The 19,351-nt window shown below is 41.4% G+C and carries 22 protein-coding genes and 1 other RNA gene; 14 read left to right on the top strand and 9 right to left on the bottom strand.

The genetic code is table 11. The features are described from left to right. Positions 1 to 66 precede the first annotated feature (66 nt). From FTU92_RS04905 to FTU92_RS04895, 3 genes are all read right to left on the bottom strand, one after another. Positions 67 to 768: a VIT family protein gene (locus FTU92_RS04905; protein ID WP_096902719.1), complete on the bottom strand. Its 702-nt coding sequence runs from the start codon at positions 766 to 768 to the stop codon at positions 67 to 69. 859 nt (positions 769 to 1,627) lie between these two features. Then, on the bottom strand, positions 1,628 to 2,020 hold the full coding sequence (gene cueR, locus FTU92_RS04900; protein WP_179991269.1) for a Cu(I)-responsive transcriptional regulator: 393 nt from the start codon (positions 2,018 to 2,020) through the stop codon (positions 1,628 to 1,630). Positions 2,021 to 2,078: 58 nt separating this feature from the next. Beyond that, a complete protein-coding gene (locus tag FTU92_RS04895; protein ID WP_180095765.1) occupies positions 2,079 to 4,550 on the bottom strand; it encodes a heavy metal translocating P-type ATPase in 2,472 nt (823 codons plus the stop codon). A gap of 149 nt (positions 4,551 to 4,699) precedes the next feature. Here FTU92_RS04895 and FTU92_RS04890 point away from each other — a divergent pair, with 149 nt between their 5' ends. From FTU92_RS04890 to FTU92_RS04865, 6 genes are all read left to right on the top strand, one after another. Continuing rightward, a complete protein-coding gene (locus FTU92_RS04890; RefSeq protein WP_004970528.1) occupies positions 4,700 to 4,894 on the top strand; it encodes a heavy-metal-associated domain-containing protein in 195 nt (64 codons plus the stop codon). 501 nt (positions 4,895 to 5,395) lie between these two features. Then, positions 5,396 to 6,397 (top strand): putative oxygenase MesX, encoded by a 1,002-nt coding sequence (locus FTU92_RS04885; RefSeq protein ID WP_154320486.1) that lies wholly within the window; start codon positions 5,396 to 5,398, stop codon positions 6,395 to 6,397. Between the two features lie 26 nt (positions 6,398 to 6,423). Continuing rightward, a complete protein-coding gene (locus tag FTU92_RS04880) occupies positions 6,424 to 7,452 on the top strand; it encodes a methionine synthase (protein WP_179988915.1) in 1,029 nt (342 codons plus the stop codon). Positions 7,453 to 7,574: 122 nt separating this feature from the next. Next, positions 7,575 to 8,069: a flavin reductase gene (locus FTU92_RS04875; protein ID WP_004970523.1), complete on the top strand. Its 495-nt coding sequence runs from the start codon at positions 7,575 to 7,577 to the stop codon at positions 8,067 to 8,069. 71 nt (positions 8,070 to 8,140) lie between these two features. After that, positions 8,141 to 8,431 carry a type II toxin-antitoxin system HigB family toxin gene (locus tag FTU92_RS04870; RefSeq protein WP_019836372.1) on the top strand — a complete coding sequence of 97 codons (291 nt, stop codon included), beginning with the start codon at positions 8,141 to 8,143 and terminating at the stop codon, positions 8,429 to 8,431. 1 nt (position 8,432) lies between these two features. Beyond that, positions 8,433 to 8,834: a type II toxin-antitoxin system HigA family antitoxin gene (locus FTU92_RS04865; RefSeq protein WP_004970519.1), complete on the top strand. Its 402-nt coding sequence runs from the start codon at positions 8,433 to 8,435 to the stop codon at positions 8,832 to 8,834. Positions 8,835 to 8,881: 47 nt separating this feature from the next. On the opposite strand, the gene ssrS is transcribed toward FTU92_RS04865, so the two are convergent. The 3 genes from ssrS to FTU92_RS04850 all read right to left on the bottom strand — a co-directional run bounded on the left by ssrS (position 8,882) and on the right by FTU92_RS04850 (position 10,012). Beyond that, a non-coding RNA gene (gene ssrS, locus FTU92_RS04860) (6S RNA) lies at positions 8,882 to 9,064 on the bottom strand. Between the two features lie 110 nt (positions 9,065 to 9,174). Then, on the bottom strand, positions 9,175 to 9,459 hold the full coding sequence (locus FTU92_RS04855; protein ID WP_004970518.1) for a cell division protein ZapA: 285 nt from the start codon (positions 9,457 to 9,459) through the stop codon (positions 9,175 to 9,177). Between the two features lies 1 nt (position 9,460). Beyond that, positions 9,461 to 10,012, bottom strand: a complete 552-nt coding sequence (locus FTU92_RS04850) for a hypothetical protein (protein ID WP_154320487.1) — start codon at positions 10,010 to 10,012, stop codon at positions 9,461 to 9,463. Between the two features lie 64 nt (positions 10,013 to 10,076). Between FTU92_RS04850 and FTU92_RS04845 the strand changes: the two genes are divergently transcribed. Together FTU92_RS04845 and pepP are read left to right on the top strand one after the other, a co-directional pair. After that, positions 10,077 to 10,715, top strand: a complete 639-nt coding sequence (locus FTU92_RS04845; RefSeq protein ID WP_178319215.1) for a UPF0149 family protein — start codon at positions 10,077 to 10,079, stop codon at positions 10,713 to 10,715. A gap of 94 nt (positions 10,716 to 10,809) precedes the next feature. After that, complete coding sequence (pepP, locus tag FTU92_RS04840; RefSeq protein ID WP_180008689.1) at positions 10,810 to 12,144, top strand: Xaa-Pro aminopeptidase; 1,335 nt, start codon at positions 10,810 to 10,812, stop codon at positions 12,142 to 12,144. 79 nt (positions 12,145 to 12,223) lie between these two features. Here the strand turns inward: pepP and FTU92_RS04835 are convergent, their stop codons facing one another. Together FTU92_RS04835 and FTU92_RS04830 are read right to left on the bottom strand one after the other, a co-directional pair. After that, positions 12,224 to 12,517, bottom strand: coding sequence for a type II toxin-antitoxin system RelE/ParE family toxin (locus tag FTU92_RS04835; protein ID WP_154320489.1), 294 nt, complete (start codon positions 12,515 to 12,517; stop codon positions 12,224 to 12,226). Further along, positions 12,507 to 12,752: a type II toxin-antitoxin system RelB/DinJ family antitoxin gene (locus FTU92_RS04830; protein ID WP_004970507.1), complete on the bottom strand. Its 246-nt coding sequence runs from the start codon at positions 12,750 to 12,752 to the stop codon at positions 12,507 to 12,509. The genes FTU92_RS04835 and FTU92_RS04830 overlap by 11 nt, the downstream gene beginning before the upstream one ends. A gap of 372 nt (positions 12,753 to 13,124) precedes the next feature. Between FTU92_RS04830 and ubiH the strand changes: the two genes are divergently transcribed. The 3 genes from ubiH (at position 13,125) to FTU92_RS04815 (ending at position 16,005) form a co-directional block, all read left to right on the top strand. Then, the gene (gene ubiH / locus FTU92_RS04825; RefSeq protein ID WP_131261746.1) at positions 13,125 to 14,333 is read left to right on the top strand and encodes a 2-octaprenyl-6-methoxyphenyl hydroxylase; all 1,209 of its coding nucleotides are present in this window, start codon (positions 13,125 to 13,127) and stop codon (positions 14,331 to 14,333) included. Continuing rightward, positions 14,330 to 15,580, top strand: a complete 1,251-nt coding sequence (locus tag FTU92_RS04820; protein ID WP_180095763.1) for an FAD-dependent monooxygenase — start codon at positions 14,330 to 14,332, stop codon at positions 15,578 to 15,580. Before ubiH ends, FTU92_RS04820 begins: the two co-directional genes overlap by 4 nt. A 176-nt stretch (positions 15,581 to 15,756) precedes the next feature. Next, positions 15,757 to 16,005, top strand: a complete 249-nt coding sequence (locus FTU92_RS04815; RefSeq protein ID WP_004972644.1) for a hypothetical protein — start codon at positions 15,757 to 15,759, stop codon at positions 16,003 to 16,005. A 191-nt stretch (positions 16,006 to 16,196) separates the two neighbouring features. On the opposite strand, the gene rsmI is transcribed toward FTU92_RS04815, so the two are convergent. Continuing rightward, the gene (rsmI, locus tag FTU92_RS04810) at positions 16,197 to 17,039 is read right to left on the bottom strand and encodes a 16S rRNA (cytidine(1402)-2'-O)-methyltransferase (protein WP_178319212.1); all 843 of its coding nucleotides are present in this window, start codon (positions 17,037 to 17,039) and stop codon (positions 16,197 to 16,199) included. A 205-nt stretch (positions 17,040 to 17,244) separates the two neighbouring features. Between rsmI and FTU92_RS04805 the strand changes: the two genes are divergently transcribed. The 3 genes from FTU92_RS04805 (at position 17,245) to FTU92_RS04795 (ending at position 19,338) form a co-directional block, all read left to right on the top strand. Beyond that, positions 17,245 to 17,673 (top strand): YraN family protein, encoded by a 429-nt coding sequence (locus FTU92_RS04805; RefSeq protein WP_180095761.1) that lies wholly within the window; start codon positions 17,245 to 17,247, stop codon positions 17,671 to 17,673. Positions 17,674 to 17,783: 110 nt separating this feature from the next. Next, positions 17,784 to 18,461 carry a BON domain-containing protein gene (locus FTU92_RS04800; RefSeq protein ID WP_180095759.1) on the top strand — a complete coding sequence of 226 codons (678 nt, stop codon included), beginning with the start codon at positions 17,784 to 17,786 and terminating at the stop codon, positions 18,459 to 18,461. Beyond that, entirely contained in the window at positions 18,451 to 19,338 is an 888-nt protein-coding gene (locus FTU92_RS04795) for an alpha/beta hydrolase (protein ID WP_179988918.1), read from the top strand. The genes FTU92_RS04800 and FTU92_RS04795 overlap by 11 nt, the downstream gene beginning before the upstream one ends. Positions 19,339 to 19,351 lie beyond the last annotated feature (13 nt).

Here is a 19,351-nt window from a genome sequence, read left to right as displayed (position 1 = left end):
TGCCCTATCTCTGAACATATTTTTATCCAAAGATAGGGCAGATTTTTATACTGAGTTTTCTAGATTTTAAGCCACAGCGACATGGAACATTGAACCAATCCACGCACTGAATACCATGGCGACAATACCCCAGATCATGACACGCAATGCACCTTTCCACATACTTGCGCCACCGACATAGCTGGCAAGCGCACCCATAACCCCTAGACTGATTACACCGACCAACATCACGCCTTTGTCTAACAGATGTTCAGGTAAGAGTAAAATAGACACCAACGGGAATAATGAACCTACAGTAAATGCCAATGCCGATGAAAAAGCTGCCATAAATGGCTGCGCTGAGGTGTGTTCTAAAATACCAATTTCGTCACGGGCATGGGCATCTAGAGCATTGTGAGCAGTCAGTTGTATGGCAACTTGTTCTGCCAATTCGGCATCTAAACCACGAATCATATAAATATTGGTGAGTTCTTTTAGTTCATGCTCTGGATTGAGTTTTAATTCGCGTGCTTCCATCGCAAGGTCATTTTGTTCAATGTCTTGTTGAGATTTCACCGAAATATATTCACCTGCTGCCATAGAAGCAGCGCCCGAAATTAAGCCTGCAATACAGGTAATTAACAATGTTTGAGAAGATGCACCACTGGCTGCCATCCCCACGACCAAACTGGTCACAGAAATGATCCCATCGTTCGCACCCAATACTGCAGCACGTAACCATCCAGACCGTTCAATATAGTGTTTTTCGAGGTGGTAAGAATGTGGCATAGATCAAACTCTCTTGTTATTCAATTTTCGTTTATTGATGTGTGATATAGCATAAATCATTCTAAAAAATTTATCGTTTAAAAATGAGAGGTATTTCACAAAATAGATGAAGTCGTAATGTGGTTTTTGAGTTTGAGCTTGGAGTTTTTTATAAAATTTCCTTAAATTTCAACCTTTAAATGCCTTAAAAAATGATCAATAGCTTGTAAGATGATAAAAGAGATTGATTCAATCAGGCTTGCAAGTAAATAGGAAATATCGTGATGTCTTTTCAGAATATTGTGGTACCTGTAGTGAGCGAAGTCAGTCTAAAAACCATTCATCGGTTGGGTGCAGGGTAAAGTATGCCTAAATTATCTCGTGACTTAGTATCGCCAGACGTATTTGACTTAAAGTCATTTATTTCTCCTCGCATTAGGGGTAGATGTCGCACTTGCAGAAGTCATACGTGGACACGGTACAATTTATGATGCAGAAGTCTGTGATGCTGCGGTTCGTTTAATTAATGAAAAAGGGTATGAATTACCGCGCTAAAATATGCGTAATGAATAGTGCTAAAACTTGATTGTTGTGCAGTTTATTGGAGAGATTCTTAAAAAGTGTTAAATTTATCTCGTAAATTATATAGAATGCTCACTAATTCAAATTGTTTTTATATATAATACGCTCCCATAAAGTAACAGATATTCAAAGTTTCCCCCCACACTTCCCCAAAGTGTGATTTTTTTTATGCTATGTATTAAAAAAGATAGGGATGTAGATTTCCTAAGTCAAATTTAAGCTGACAGATACAACAATGGTTTCTAACAAGTGGATAACTGTCAGGTCTCGTTTGAATGGGGGGAGGCTTAATTCCAAATCACTTCCCCAACTCAATATCCTTCAAAATCACACAATCTGCCTGCTCATCCCCAGAGCAATGATCTGCAGAGCTTTGTAGCCAGTTCGCCATTTCCTGTAATTGCGCAATCTTCTGTTTTAAGGTTTCAATATGTTTAAGTGTGAGCTGCTTTACTTCTGCACTTTGTCGGTCAGCATTTTTCCATAAACCTAGCAATTCTTTCATTTGCTCAGAAGAGAAACCCAAATCCCGTGCATGCTTAATAAAAGACAAAGTTTTTAAATCTTGCTCAGAATAAATCCGATAACCCGAAGCAGAGCGTTTGGCGCTATCCAGCAAACCAATTTGCTCATAATAACGAATCATTTTGCTGGAAATACCCGATAGCTTAGAGGCTTGACCAATATTCATGTGACTTCTCTCATAAAAAGGGCGTAGAACAATCTTCTAAACCCTTTGTGTGTTGCATTTAAACCTGTGCTGCTTGGAAATATTTTAAGCGGAGCGCATTACCCAATACAAACACTGAAGATAATGCCATCGCGCCTGCAGCAAAAATAGGCGAGAGCAAAATACCTGCAAACGGGTATAGCACGCCTGCAGCAATTGGAATCAAGGCAATATTATAAATAAATGCCCAAAATAGATTTTGACGAATATTGCGGATAGTGGCTTTACTCAAAGCAATAGCATTGGGCACACCTTGTAAATTGCCCGACATCAATACAACTTCGGCTGCTTCAATCGCAACATCTGTACCTGTACCAATCGCAATTCCAACATCGGCTTGTGCCAAAGCAGGGGCATCATTAATACCATCACCCACAAAAGCCACACGTCCAAATTGCTGTTGTAATTCACGTACAACATCGACCTTGCCTTCAGGTAAAACCTCGGCCACCACATGATCAATCTGTAAACGTGCAGCAATTGCCTGAGCCGTATGTCGGTTATCTCCCGTAATCATCGCCACTTTTAAACCCAGTTGATGCAACGCCGCAATAGCAGCAAAAGTCGTGTCTTTAATTGGGTCTGCAACGGCAACAATGGCTGCCAGTTGTTGATCAATCGCCATATAAATGGGTGTTTTGCCTTCTTGTCCTAAACGTGCAGCTTCTGCATTAAAAGCGCTAACATCTAGCCCAATTTGTTGCATATAACGGTCTGCACCAATCTGAATACGTTGACCATTCACCAGTGCTTCAATACCTGAACCTGTGATGCTGTCAAACTCGGTCACAGGCAGTAAACTGACTTGCTTTTCTGTTGCAGCTTGCACAATCGCCAGTGCAATGGGATGCTCAGATTTCGCTTCTACCGATGCCAAAAGTGCAAAGACCTGATCTGCATCAAAACCCGATTGCACATGAAAATCGGTTAATGTTGGTTTGCCTTCGGTGAGCGTTCCTGTTTTATCCACCGCGACCACTTTAACATCTTGCAAAAGCTGCAAAGCTTCGCCTTTACGAAACAGCACGCCCATTTCTGCGCCACGACCTGTTCCCACCATAATTGAAGTCGGTGTGGCTAAACCCATCGCACATGGGCAGGCAATAATTAGAACAGCGACTGCATTGACTAAACCAAAGGTTAGGGTAGGTTCTGGGCCAAAAATAAACCACACAATAAAAGTAAGTGCAGCCAATAACATCACGGCAGGTACAAACCACATGGTCACTTTATCCACCAAGGCTTGAATAGGTAATTTAGAGCCTTGCGCTTGCTCGACCATGCGAATAATTTGCGCCAACACCGAAGCTTCACCAATGGCAGTAGCACGAATATTTAGTGTGCCATTTTGGTTGATGGTACCGCCTACAACTTGATTGCCCACTTGTTTTGCCACAGGAACAGGTTCACCTGTAATCATCGATTCATCTATATAACTATGACCTTCGACTACTTCACCATCTACAGGAATACGTTCACCCGGGCGGATTTCGACAATGGTATTGGAGCTGACTTCCGCCACTGGCACTTCAATGATTTGACCATCCCGATGAATACGTGCAGTTTTAGCTTGCATGCCAATTAAATGCTGAATGGCTTGTGAAGTGCGACCTTTGGCTTTGGCTTCGAAATAGCGCCCTAGCAAAATTAAACTGACAATCACTGCCGCAGCTTCATAATAAACATGCACTGTGCCTTCTGGTAAAAGCTGTGGCATAAATGTCGCTACCAATGAAAAACTGTATGCAGCCAAAGTTCCCACAGCCACCAAAGAGTTCATATCAGGCGCAAAACGTAACAGCGCTGGAATCCCTTTTTGATAAAAACGACGTCCTGGTAACAGCAGCACCAATGTGGTTAAAGCAAATTGAATCAACCAACTTTGTTGTTGCCCAATATTGTGCATCACCCACATGTGAAAGGCAGGAATCATGTGTGATCCCATTTCCAGAATAAACACAGGCAAGGCTAAAATCAGTGAAATTACTAAATCACGTTTCAGTTGTTGCTGTTCCAGATTCTTTTTATCGTGTTGTTCGTTAGAGTCGTGTTGCAGCAGTTTGGCGTCATAACCTGCTTTTTGAATCGCTCGAATCAGGTCTTGGCTAGAAACAGTGGCATTCGGCTGAATCCATGCATGTTCAGTCGCCAAATTGACATTGGCTTGTTCTACACCAGGCACTTTCTTTAAGGCTTTTTCGACACGTGTTACACACGAAGCACAAGTCATGCCATCAATAGACAGTTCGATTGGTTGAATGGCAGCTACATCAAAACCTGCACGTTGCACTGCCTTAATGAGCAGTGCACGGTCTAAAGGTTGCGATGCGTGAATCAGTGCTTTTTCTGTTGCAAGATTCACTTCAGCTTTTTCTACACCATCGACTTTTTTTAAGGCTTTTTCGACACGCCCGACACATGAGGCACAGGTCATGCCTTCTATAGACAAAGTTTCCTGATAGGGAGAGGCATTTGGGTGTTTTGCGTCCATGGTCGTCTCTATAATTTGGAGGATGTGTTTAGCATATAGATTGACACGATGGTAAGGTCAAGTAAATTTTAGCCCAAAATAGGCTTGACCTTGCCAGCATGGTAAGCTTTAAACTACAGTTCAACAAAGGCAGAAGTGTGGAGTTCGCAATGAAACTATTGATTGAAAATATGACTTGTGGCGGTTGTGCACGTGGTGTCACGGCAACCATTCAAGATGTTGATCCTGCTGCAAAAGTTGAAGTCGATTTAGCGACTAAAATTGTGACTGTGGAAAGCACTGCAACAGTAGATCAAATTACCGCTGCATTGGCAGAAGATGATTTTCCTGCACAAGTTCAATAAAACTGCATCATCTAAGAAGCTCCGAGTGAGCTTATCGTAAGGTCAATTGGTCAACTGACGAATTGACCTATTTTTTTGCCTGCCGATTTTTTTCTCGTTGTTTTTTGATGTGACCAACTGAATACATTTTGATCACGAAGATGCTAAACCAAGCCAATCAGAAGCTGAGATTTTCTAACTTCAAGCTGAGTTTCATTCATTCAGGGCTGAAATCTACTGAATGAACTATGTGCTGTCCTCTAAAATATACTCTTCAATATTTATCGGAATAAAAATATTTTTTGGTTTTAACTTGTTGTTATTGAAATATTTATTTTAATTTTTAAATTTAAGGGATAACAGAAAAACCATCATTTTTAGATGTTTTGCTGCATATTTTAAATTAAGGTGAATAAAATTCACTTTGGACTGAGGTTAAATCATTTTTATTCACTTTGTCGTTCCAGTATAAATACCCTCATTCAGAAATTTTAACTTTTTAAATTTGGGTAGTAGATCATCATGACAAAGCCATTCACCTGTTCAATTAAACGTATTCGTTTTGACGAAAACTATGAACCTGCTAACAACACGCGTTTAACCACCAATTTTGCAAATTTGGCGCGTGGTGAAAGCCGTCAGGAAAATTTACGCAGAACTTTAGCGATGATCAATAATCGTTTTAACTCGCTGGCATCTTGCGATAACCCAAAAGGTGATCGTTATTCGCTTGAAATCGACATTATTTCTGCAGAAATTGATATTGAAGGAAATGGCAAAACTTTTCCATTCATTGAAATGCTAAAAAGTACGATCACAGATCATCAAACAAATGAACGTATTGAAGGCATGATTGGCAACAGTTTTTCATCGTATGTTCGTGATTATGATTTTAGTGTGGTCTTGCCAGCATTAGGCTGCAAAGTAAATGAAAAGCCTGAAAGTTTTGGTGATTTACATGGCAAGCTTTATCAGCATTTGGTCAGTTCAGCAGTGTTCCAAGCTGAGTTTCAAAAACAACCTGTGATTTGCCTGAGCGTATCAACCACAAAAACTTATTATCGTACGACCAATGTGCATCCTGTCTTAGGTACAGAATATAAAAATGATGAATATTCAAGAACCGATGACTATTTTGAAAAAATGGGTTTAACCGTGCGTTACTTCAAACCTGAAAATAGCAATGCACCGCTTGCGTTCTATTTTTCTGGCGATTTACTGCATGATTACACAGATTTTGAGTTGATCAGTGCCATCAGTACTATGGAAAGTTTCCAGAAAATTTATCGTCCTGAAATTTATAACACCAACTCACCTGCAGGCGAGGTCTATCAGCCAAGTTTGAATTATCAGGATTATTCATTAACCCAAGTTGTATATGACCGTGTTGAGCGAGGTCAGTTGGCAGTCAAGCAGGGCAAATGGACTGAAGAAAACTTTATCAAGCCTTATCAAGATATTCTTGAACAATGGGCTGCCAAGTTCGTGCCGCTACATGCTGCCAATCAAGAACGTGTTGCTTAACTTAAAATACAGATAGAAGATTCAAAATGGCTATTTTATTACCGACCTCAACGGCTGGCAGTTTACCTAAACCTTCGTGGCTCGCAGAACCTGAAAAGCTTTGGTCAGCTTGGAAATTAACAGGGCAAGAATTACTGGACGCAAAACAAGATGCGCTACGTCTATCACTGCATGAACAACAGCAAGCAGAGATTGATATTGTGAGTGATGGGGAGCAAACCCGTCAGCATTTTGTCACCACCTTTATTGAACACCTTGAAGGTGTCGATTTTGAAAAACGTGAAACAGTCAAAATTCGTGATCGTTATGATGCCAGTGTCCCTTCTGTGGTGGGTGCAGTTTCTAGGCAAAAACCAGTCTTTGTTGAAGATGCCAAATTCCTGCGTTCACTGACAGATCAACCCATCAAATGGGCGCTGCCTGGTCCTATGACCATGATTGATACTTTATACGATGCGCACTACAAGAGCCGTGAAAAACTGGCGTGGGAATTTGCCAAAATCCTGAATCAGGAAGCGCGTGAACTTGAAGCAGCAGGCGTGGATATCATCCAGTTTGATGAACCTGCGTTTAATGTGTTTTTTGATGAGGTGAATGACTGGGGCGTGGCAACATTAGAGCGCGCGTTAGAAGGTTTGAAATGTGAAACAGCCGTGCATATTTGCTATGGCTATGGCATTAAAGCCAATACCGATTGGAAAAAAACACTCGGCTCAGAATGGCGTCAATACGAAGCAGTTTTCCCAAAACTACAGCAGTCTAATTTGGATATTATCTCACTGGAATGTCACAACTCACGTGTTCCGATGGATTTGCTTGAACTTATCCGTGGTAAAAAGGTGATGGTGGGTGCGATTGATGTCGCAACGAATACGATTGAAACAGCCGATGAAGTTGCAGATACATTGCGCAAAGCATTGCAATTTGTCGATGCTAACAAGTTGTACCCATCGACTAACTGTGGAATGGCACCATTGAGTCGTCAGGTTGCACGAGGCAAGTTACAGGCTTTGGCTGCTGGTACGAAGATTATTCGCCAAGAATTATCTAGTTAAGCGTTCGATCAGGCGAAGTGAATTCAAGCCAAGTGAATTTAAGTTAAGTGAATCAGGGATGCTTTTTCAGGCAAAAAGCATCCTTTGAACTTTCTAAAAAAGTTGAGTGTTGGAATACGGTGATGGTTAAAGCAACAGACTTCAAAAATGCAATGTCTTTCTTATCAAGTGCAGTCAATGTAGTGACGACAATGGGAGATGCAGGACGTCATGGTTTTACTGCATCTGCGGTATGTAGCGTGACAGATACACCGCCAACATTATTGGTGTGTATGAACAAATCATCGCGTTCTCATCTCAGTTTTTTAGAGAATAAAGTGCTGTGTGTGAATGTGCTAAATGCAGAACAAGAACATCTTTCTAATGCATTTGCCTCATCAAAATTGAGTTCCGATGAGCGTTTTAAGCAGGCTGAATGGGCAGCTTTGGAAACAGGTGCTCCTATATTAAAAAATGCATTGGTCAGTTTTGATTGTGAAATTTCACAAATTCAAGAAGTGGGGACGCATACTATTTTTATTTGCCCAATTGTTGCTATTCAAAAAAATCAACAAGATCAGGCGTTGGTTTATTTTAATCGTCACTATCATCAAGTTGGTGAAACTGAGTTTGTTTAATTCGCTATAAAATATTGCAATATGCGATAATCAGTTTATACTTGATTTATAGCAAAATGCGATAAAATATTATGCATGTGATCACCCACGCTAGAATTATAGAGGCAATGCACAAGTGGCCACAGGCTGAAACAGCACTCGATGGTTGGTATCGAATTATTAAGGCAAATGATCCGAAAGACTTTGCCGAAATGAAGCAGTTATTTCCAGCAGTTGATAAAGTTGGAAAGTTTCATGTATTCGATATTGGTGGGAATAAGATTCGACTTATTGCTGTTGTGATGTATCAGGCAAAGCGTGTGTATATTCGTCATGTGTTATCCCATAAAGAATATGACAAAGGTCATTGGAAGGAGGATTAGTATGAACGCAATGATTAAACAGGCTGTAGATCACTGGCACTACGTTGCTCCTTTGCTGAGTAAACCAGAAAATGAAAAAGATTTTCATGCACTTGTCGAGGCTTTAGATGAGCTTTTAGATATTGTTGGTGATGATGAAACGCATCCTTTAATGGGGCTGATTCATCAACTCGGTGACTTGGTTTCTGTTTATGAAAATGAACACCTGCCTATTCCTCATGGAGATGGTCGTGCTGCTTTAGCTTTTTTGATGGCGCAACATGGATTAGGTCAATCTGACTTGGCAGAGGTTGCAACTCAATCTGTGATTTCGGAGATTTTAAGCGGCAAACGCCAGTTGAATATTCGTCATATTAAAGCGCTGTCTGAGCGGTTTAAGGTTTCTGCTGATACATTTTTCTAAACGATTTTATATTTTTTAGACATTTTATTTTTAGATATTTAAAAATAAATAGCTCCGAAGATGCCGCTGCATGTCGTTACCCTGAACCCGAAAAAGTTCAAGGCGGACGCGACGCATACTTGCTGGGTTTCCCATACGAGATGGGCATACGCTCTAAATATGCAGAACACAATCCTAAGATTAAAGTATCGGCAGGGATATAGACTCGCTGGCGAACACCTCAGAGTTAGAATTAGTATAACCCATCTCAGTTGCTTGGCAACTCATGTTCACGAATTAACTATAAAGATAGAGCTTGTTTGCATAGCCTTTATGCAAACTTAAGTCAAAAAAACACCACTTAAGTAAGGGCTTCAACTTCTTGCAAAATGGTGCTGAGTAAACGCTCACAATGCTCATAATGCTGCAAAGATTTATTCATAGAAAGAACCTCTTGCATCAACTCTAAAGCCACCACAATAATCAGTTTGCTCGGTTCCATATTGGGCGCTTTACGACGAAACTCATCATAGCGTTCATTCAATAATTGTGCCGCACGCTCTAAATCTTCTCTTTTTTCTTCAGTTGTGGCTAAACGGAAACTATGTCCTAAAACACGTAAATCAATTGGAATTTGAACTGACATATTAACCTTCCTCACTCACTTCGGCAGGGTGGGCAAGTTGTTGAATTTCTTGCGCATGATGATCTTGAGCTGTACCTAAAATTGCAAGACGCTGAATAATGGCTTCCACTTTGGCTTTTGCATGCTCATTTTTTTGTAACAATCTTTCACGTTCTTGTTTGAGTGTCTGAATTTCGTGCTGATTTAAACGCTGATCATTCAGCATTTTTTCTTTTAAAATGCGTAATTCATTGCGCTCAGCCAAAATTTCCTGAAAGCGGTTTTTCAAATCAGTACAGCTTTTTTCCAAACGACTGTAACGGTCTGCCAGTGCTGTCGCATCTTGATTTAACTGCTGTAATTGCGCTTGCGTGCTGCTTAATTGCTCAGTCAGATTCTCAATTTCATCTTGCTTGGCAGTAATGATGCCGTTTCTTTGAACAATTTGAGCATGATGCTGTTCCTCAGCAGTTTGCTTGGCTGTGCTGAGGGCGGCATTTTCACTTTCATAATGATTAATTCGTGTTTTTAAAACACCAATATACGCTTGTAGACGCTGTAATTCTTCTAACATATCGTGGTCGCACAGTATTGCAAACAAAGGTAATATATACGAAGTATAGAGATTGGATAAACGAATGCAAGACGATATTTCAGGTTGGTCGGAATGGTTCCGCAATTTTTCTAACATTGAAGAAATTTCAAGCCCAAGTGAGTTACATGGCTTGCTGACAGGTATAGTTTGTGTGACAAATGCACCAACTGAAACCGAGTGGCAGCAGATTTTAGAAACCCTCAATGTGCCAGAATTAGAGCCAGCCGCACTGTCACTTTTAACCGATGAATCGGAAGATGTCGCACATGCTTTGTCTGAAGATGAGTTGGATTATTTGCCGTTGTTGCCAGATGATGAACATCTTTTACAAGAACGTGTGCAAGCTTTGGCGGATTGGTGTGCAGGCGTCGTGCTTGGGTTTGGTTTAGCTTCTGGGCATATTCGTTCAGATGAAATCGAACTGATTGAGCATTTACAAGATGTCGCTGCGGTTGAATTTGAAGATTCAGACAATGATGAAGAAGGCGAAGAAAGCTATCAGGAATTGTATGAATTTGTACGTTTGATTCCTGTGAGTTTATCTGTAGGACGTAAAAAAGTGCCTGTAGAAGAAAGCTCTTTATTGCAAAACTTACATGCTAAGTCGCGTCAACAAACCGTACAAACAACACAAAACGCAAGTACTGTTGTTGAAATGTTTACGCCACACCGTCCGAGTTAATCGGGCGTTGTGTGCCTAAGTTAAGTCGGTGTAAGGTGCTTTAAGTCATTACAACAATCATATTTTCATCATTTTATATGTGTAGACCGTATTTATGAAAAAACTGACTCAAGTCGAATTTAAAGAACGTCGTGATCAACTTGCAGAACTGATGGGGCCTAATAGTGTCGCAATTATTGCAACCAGTCCTGTGGCAATGCGTAATCGTGATGCAGATTATAAATATCGTGCCGACAGCAGTTTTTTCTATTTAACAGGTTTTGCCGAACCTGAAGCAGTTGCGGTGATTGAAACCTATGAATCAATTGATGAAGGTTATACCTACACGTTGTTCTGCCGTGAACGTAACCGTGAAATGGAAATCTGGAATGGTTATCGTGCAGGGCTAGAAGGCGCAATTGAGTTGTTTGAGGCAGATGAGTCTTTTGAAATTGCGCAATTAGATGCAGAAATCATCGCCAAAATTGTCAATAAAGACACGTTGTATTATCGTTTAGGGCAGCAGACTGAATTTGATGTACGTGTTGCGGCATGGAACCAACAAGCCGATGCACAACATCGTCAAGGCAATACTGCACCTGCTAAAATTGTTCAGTTAGATCGTTTGCTGGATGAAATGCGTTTGCATAAAACTGAGTCTGAATTGGAGTTGATGCAAATTGCCTCAAATATTAGTGCAGAAGCGCATATTCGTGCTATGCAAACAGTAAAAGTAGGCATGATGGAATATGAGCTAGAAGCTGAACTGAATTATATTTTTGGTAAAAATGGCTGCGTACCTGCCTATAACAGTATTGTTGGTGGTGGTGAAAATGCCTGCATTTTGCATTATGTCGAAAATGATAAAGTGCTTAAAGATGGCGATTTAGTCCTGATTGATGCTGCCTGTGAATATCAGTGCTATGCCTCAGATATTACCCGTACTTTTCCCGTGAATGGTCAATTCAGTCCAGAACAAAAAGCACTGTATAACATTGTATTGGATGCGCAAATTGCTGCAATTGAAGCTGTGCAAATTGGTAACTCTTATAAAGAGCCACACCATGTTGCGGTGCGTATTTTGGTGCAAGGTTTGCTTGATCTAGGCATTATGCAGGGCAATTTAGAAGAAATTATTGCTTCGGAAAGTTATCGCCAGTTTTATATGCACGGTACAGGGCATTGGTTGGGTATGGATGTGCATGATGTCGGTAGCTATAAACACGGTGAAGACTGGCGTGTTTATGAAGAAGGTATGGTGGTGACCGTTGAACCGGGTCTATACATTGCACCCGATGATGAAACGGTAGATGCTAAATGGCGTGGTATAGGTATCCGTATTGAAGATGATATTGTTGCGACTGCGAACGGGCCATTGAATCTGACTTCAAAAGTGGTGAAAACCGTAGAAGAGATTGAAGCATTGATGGCAAAAGCTAAATCTGCTTAATTGGGTCTAATCAAAGCTGGTCAAGTGATCAGCTTTTTTATTAGAAAGCGCGTGTAAATTTTGAGTATGTAAATAATTTTTAGTCTTTGATCCGCTTTTTTGCTTCATCATAAACAATGTTATCAGCACGCTTTCCAACGGTAATGAGCAAAATAACGACCTGATCATCCTTGACCTGATAAATAAGTCGGACACCCGCTTTTAATAATTTGATTTTATAGCAGCCAGCAAGATCACCTTTAAGCATGTTCTTTGGAATATGTGGCTGCTCAATGACTTTGGCTAATTTTTTCTTGAATTGGTCGCGGATAGCACTCGGAAGCTTTTCCCATTCTGCAGTGAAGTCCTTGTGACGTAAAAGTTTATAAGTCATCTAATGTGACTTCCTCGAACATCTCTTTAGGATCATTCATGCGTTTACGGACAAGTGCCAATAGTTCAGCATCTTCTTCTGAAAGCAACGCTTTCTGTACTGGAAGCTTTCCAGTCGTTGCCACATATTCAAGAATATTGGTAAAGAAATCGGTAGGTGAGATACCTTGTTCTTTAAGGATTGAATAAGATTTTTCTTTAAGGGCTTCATCGACCCTGAAATTAACAGTAGCCATCACTTCTCTCAGTTATTGAATGTATGGAAATATTGTAATGCAATATGCATTACAAAGATAGTTTGTATAATAACCATTATGTGAGATCATTTTTATCGTTGAGCTTATTCTAAAATCAATCATCAGCCATCAATAATACTAAGTATTGAATTTATCTTCTCTTGTGTCATACATGGCTCGGAGCAAGAAGATGAGGGACTAATAATTATAGTTTGAATTGGACATTTGCAAGAAGTCTAATCATCTTCCATAGCTTCAACACTAATTCATTATAAAAATAAATGACTTTGCGGTAAGATAAAATCCATTACAGATTATACGTATTTCGATTGAATCTTTTGAAGTCGAATACCTCATAAAAAGGATCAAGGCATGCAACAAGAAGTGATCATTGTAGGCGGTGGTATGGTCGGGCTAAGCTTAGCCTTGATGTTGGCTAAGTCAAACATTGCAGTAAAGTTGCTAGAAGCGATTCAATACCCCAATTATGACGATGCTAACCTTGCGCCGTATCATTCCAGTTTTGATGCACGTAACAGTGCCTTGTCGCGTCGCAGCGTACAAATTTACCAAGAGCTAGGTTTATGGGATGCCTTGCAAGAACATGCTACGCCTATTTTAGAAGTTCAAATTACCGAACAAGGTAGTTTTGGCAAGGCACGTTTATTGGCCGAACAAGAAAAAGTCGAAAGCTTTGGTCAGGTGATTGAAAATGCATGGTTAGGTCGGGTGTTACTGACCGAAGTGCGTAAACAACCTTTGATTGAATTGATTGATGGTGTGCAGGTCACCAGTCTTAAACAAGATGCAGATTTTGCCTATATTGAAGCGGTACGTGGTCAGGAACAATTACAGCTTGCTGCCAAACTACTGATTGCTGCCGATGGTCGTGATTCTTTCTGCCGTAAAGCCTTGGGCATTGGTGCATCGGAACATGATTATGACCAAGTAGCGATTGTGACCACAGTGCAAACCTCCAAGCCGCATGCGCATGTGGGTTTTGAGCGTTTTAGTCACTTAGGGCCTTTGGCGTTGCTGCCCCTGCCAGGTGAATATCGCCGTTCTGTGGTGTGGCCTGTGCCAAAAGGTACAGAACATGAATGGATGGGCGATGAAAATGATCAACACTTTTTAAATGCCTTGCAACAAGCCTATGGTGATCGTGCAGGGAAGTTTGAAAAAACAGGACGTCGTTTTAGTTTTCCATTGTCACAAGTTCTGGCAGAAAAACAGGCGGTTGGTCGCGTTGTACTGATGGGTAATGCAGCGCATACCATTCACCCAGTCGCAGGGCAGGGCTTTAACTTGTGTATGCGAGATGCTTACGTATTATTGCGTTATCTCACCGAACAGGCGGCACAGTCAGCAGATTTAGGCGATGCTGCAATGCTGCGTGACTATGAACAATCGCGTTTGAAAGATCAACAGCGAGTCATTAAATTCTGTGACAGCGTGGTACGTGGATTTAGCAATCAAAACCCAATCCTGAAATTTATGCGTAATACAGGCTTAGTCGCGTTTGATACCATTCCAGGCATTAAACCTTTGGTCGCCAATTATGCCATGGGGTTAAAAGCATGATCACAGCAAATCAACAAACGCAAGTGTTAGATGTCGTCATTATTGGTGGCGGCTTGGTGGGAGGCTTAACTGCACTTTTATTGGCACAAGGGGGTGTGCAGGCTACAGTTTTAGATGCCGCACCTATTTTAGATGCAGAGAAAACCCTTGCAGTTGCCAATCCGCGTGTATTGGCTTTAAGTCAGGCCACCATCCACCTGTTAAAAACAGTCAATGTCTGGTCTAAACTGGCGCGACATATGCCGTATAGCGGCATGCAGGTTTGGAATAAAAATGGCTATGGCGAAATTAACTTTGGGGCAAGTAACGAACGTACACCCGCTATTGAGCAGGTTCTGGGTTCAATGGTCGAGCCAAGCATTTTAAATCTAGCGATTCAGCAGCAAATGTTGCAACAAGTGCAAGATTATCGAACGCAAGTCAAAGTGACCCGTTTAGAGCGTGGTGTTGGCGTTTGGCACATTTATTTGGCCGATGGTACACAATTACAGACTAAGCTAGTCATTGGCGCAGATGGTGCTAACTCCTTTGTGCGCGAACAAGCCTTTATTGATTTTGATGTGTTGGATTATCGTCAGGCAGGTCTAACCTGTGCAATTCGTACTGCGCAGCCGCATCAGCATGTTGCACGTCAAATTTTCTTAGAAACTGGTCCTTTGGCCTATTTACCGATGGCAAGTTTACACGCCGAGCAGGAAGGGCATTGGCAGTCGATTGTTTGGACTTTGCCTGATGACTATGCCGAAGAATATGCCAAACTGAATGATGACGACTTTACCCAACTTTTGACTCGTGAAAGTCATCACATGCTTGGGGAAGTCTTAGAGGCAACCCCACGTGCTATTTTCCCACTGAAAGCACGTGCAGCGCAGCGTTATGTGCAAGATGGTTTGGCACTTATTGGTGATGCCGCGCATGTAATTCATCCGCTTGCAGGGCAGGGCGTGAATATTGGTTGTCTGGATGCAGCCGTACTGTGCGATGTGTTGTTGCATGATTTCAAACGTGGTGTTTGGGCGCATGAGCAAACTTTAAAGCGTTACGAGCATCGTCGTAAAGGACAAAATGATGCCATGATGCATAGTATGTCTGCGATTGGCTGGATGGAAACCACCACTTTATTCCCTGTGGTGTGGGCACGTAACTTTGGTTTAAAACAGGTGGAGCAGCTGCCTGCGTTAAAAGATGCCTTTATGTCACAAGCCAGTGGATTAAGCCTGCTTAAAGACACACGCTACGCGGTTTAAAGCAAAACAGTCGTTTTTTGTACGGTCATACATACCTGATTACGAATTTGGTTAAAAAAGATACGTTTTTTTTAATCTAGACTCTATGCGAAAGGCCAAGAGATTGCTAAATTTCATCGTAATTCATAACCAGTTTTCACTTGGACTAAATTGAAGTCATTTGTGGGGAGATTAAGATGACGGACATGAACGATTACGATGATGTAGAAGATTCAACTGTAGACGAAGATGAAGCGAAAGCGGCTGAAAAAGGTGCAGCAGAATCAGAAGAAGGTGCTGTAGATGGTGATCTTGCAGAAGCAGAAACTCTCACTGTAACTGCCAAACTAAAACAGCGTCAGGCATTGGAAGATGAAGTGGCTGCATTCTTGGCGCGTGGCGGAAAAATTACCGAAGTGCCACCAGATGAGTCTGCGCGCGACTAATCTGTTGAACGTGCTTGCTGAACTTGTTGATTGAATTTATTCGTTGAACTGTTGAGTGAGTTAGGGCGGGATGCTTACTATGCAGGCTGCTCTAATGCTTATACCTTCAACATAAAAAAGCATCACCTTGTATAAAGGGTGATGCTTTTTTTATGCGCGATGATCGTCATCACTGTTATTGCTCAATCGGCTTATTCAGCTGCTTGGCTTAATTCCAACGCACGTTGATAGGCAATTTTCTTTTTAATCCCTGTTAGATCAGCCGCCAATTGTGATGCTGCTTTTACCGATAAATCTTGCAACAAACGCTGCAATAATTGATCTAATTTTTCTTGTTCCATGTCTTTTTCTTCGCTCGCTCCCCCCACCACCAATACAATTTCACCTTTTTGTTGATGATGATCTGCTGCGATAAATTCAGCCAATTCACCTAAAGTCATTTTTTTAATGGTTTCAAAGGTTTTGGTGATTTCACGGGCAAAGCCAACAGGGCGATCTGCACCAAACACGGCAGCCATATCTTTGACTGAATCTAAAATTCGATGTGGTGCTTCATAAAAAATCAGGGTTTGGGTTTCATCTTTTAGCTTTTCAAGTTGTTGTAATCGCTGTGACTGTTTAGAAGCGAGAAATCCCTGAAAACTAAAGCGATCACTTGGTAAGCCAACCGCACTGAGCGCTGCAATGGCTGCACATGCACCCGGCACAGGAATCACACGAATACCATTGGCTTGTGCTGCACGAACCAGTTTAAAACCTGGGTCGCTAATCAGTGGTGTACCTGCATCGCTAATGAGCGCCATGTCTTCGCCATTGAGTAATTTTTGGACTAAAATATCAATCTTGTTGCTTTCGTTGTGTTCATGGCAGGCTGTAAGCGGAGTTGAAATATTAAAATGTTTCATTAATTGTGCAGAGGTGCGGGTATCTTCAGCGGCAATTAGGCTGACCGATTTGAGCACATCAATTGCACGGTAGCTCATATCATCTAAGTGACCAATTGGGGTAGCAACAACAAATAACTGGGCACTCATTGAGTTTTCTCCGTGGGAAATAGCAAACTAAAATAAAAATGATGGAACACGAAACAACAGCAGTATTGGCTTGCGTCTGATACAAGTTACAGACCAAGCGCTTATTCTACCTGAATTGCAGTCTGGCGTGTGAAACTCGCGTCATCGCACTTCAGCGAATACTACGATTGCGCACCATAACAAAATAAAAAAAATCGGATATAGCATGAATCAAAAAACACTGCAGCAAAGCATTGGCACATGGGCAGAGCAGACGGCTTGGCAATATTTACATCAACACGGTTGGCGTATGCTGGAGCAGAATTATCACAGTGTTTTTGGTGAAATAGATGGTATTTTTATTCAAGCAGAACAACTGATTTTTGTAGAAGTTAAAGCGCGTTCGCAAACTGGCTATGGCAAAGCCTACGAAGTGGTGTCTGCATCCAAGCAGCGTAAAATTATGAAAACTGCCCTGCAGTTTTTAACAGAATATCCACACTATTCAGAATATTATTGTCGTTTTGATGTGATTTGCTTTGATTTTTCTCGGCAATTTGCAAAAACAGTACAGCAAGACTTTTCCAAATTCCCGTATGATTTGCAATGGATTGAAAATGCTTTTACTTTTGATGCAGACTTGATTAATCTTTGAGTGAAATTTAAAGCAAAAGCATCAGTCGGTGTATTGTTGATCGTGCAAATCTAAGGATGAAATGCACAGCACAAGCCAGAATTGAAAGAAAATAATAGGAGTCTTGCTGAGTGTTCAAGCGTATTGCAGTGACCTTGCTGTGTGTAGCAAGTTTATCGGGTTGTGCAAGTTTTATTTCAAGTGGCACAGGCACTGCGCCAGTGGGTACAGAAAGTGGTGCACGCTCACTTGGGCAAGTGTTTATAGATAACTCTATTGAACGTACTGCAAAAATTAATTTATATAAACTGGATTCACGTTTTAAACAATCACGTGTCAATATAGAAAGTTTTCATGGCAATGTGTTGTTGACAGGGCAAGTGCCTGACGCCCATTTAAAACAATTAGCAGAAGACAATGTGCGTGCCATGAGTGATGTAAAAACCATCCATAATTATATTACAGTGGGTAATCAAATCAGCTATAGCACCATTATGCAGGACACCACGGTCACTGCAAATACCCGTGGTTTGATTATGAAAGCGCCTGTGGTGTCAGACAGCAAAGTGCGTATTCATACCGAAGATGGCGTGTTATATGTGATGGGACGTTTGAACAATGCAGAATTGCAGGATTTAAACCAAGTGCTACAACAAGTGGGCAATGTCACTAAAATTATTACCCTAATTGATAATATTGAGCTACAGCCGAGCAACAACGCGAACTTTGTCAGCCCAGTGGTTGCTCCAGAAACACAAACGCCAGTCGCGATTGACCCAGATCAGGTTGAACCGACGCATGTTCAATAATGTGGAACACTGGTTTAAACAACTGAATAAAACTTTAGAACAGGCGAAACGTATTTATGAAGAATTTCGCCTGTATAGTTTGGGCAGCTATGCGCTGAACCGTTTAACCCCACGTCAGGGTTATACCGTTCAAAGTAATATTGCTTATGGTTTACGCGCGCGACATCGTCTGGATTTGTACCGCACTACAACACCACGCCCGCAGCGTCCACTCATGGTCTTTGTGCATGGCGGGGCATGGTCACGTGGCGATAAGCAGGATTATCGCTTTGTGGGCGAAGCATTTGCCAAAGAAGGCTTTGATGTCGCAGTGATGAACTATCAGCTCGCGCCACAGCATATTTTTCCCACCTATATTGATGATTTAACCCTTGCACTGAATTACTTGACTCAGCAGCAACACAAACTGGGTATTTCTACGGCACAGGTGGTGTTGATGGGGCATTCAGCAGGGGCGTTTAATGTGATGTCCTTGTTGTACCATCCGCAGCCGTATGCTTTAAGCTGTAAAGATCACATCCGTGCCATTATTGGCTTAGCAGGGCCTTATCATTTTGATTATAAGGATGATCCGCTATGTGCCGATGCCTTTGATCAAGAGGTGCCGTATCAGGATGTGATGCCGTATTATTTTGTAGAGCCGAATTCAGTCAAACACTATTTATTGGTGGCAGAAAAAGATCAAATTGTGGGGGCAAGTAATGCCACAGACTTCGACCACGTATTAAAGAAATATGGCAATCATAGTGAAATTATTGTCATTCCAAAAACAGGGCATGTCAGTGTTATGGCATCGGTGTCGAGTTTGTTTAGTCGTTTCTTTGCGACCAAACGCCAAATTATGCGTGCTTTAGATCAGGCACTTAAAGATGCGTGATGTTGATTGATCT

This window comes from Acinetobacter sp. YH12205, from assembly GCF_013418125.1.
Taxonomy (GTDB): Bacteria; Pseudomonadota; Gammaproteobacteria; order Pseudomonadales; family Moraxellaceae; genus Acinetobacter; species Acinetobacter towneri.
The sequence above is the reverse complement of the archived record's forward strand: the minus strand, read 5'-3'. Positions and strand labels throughout refer to the sequence as shown.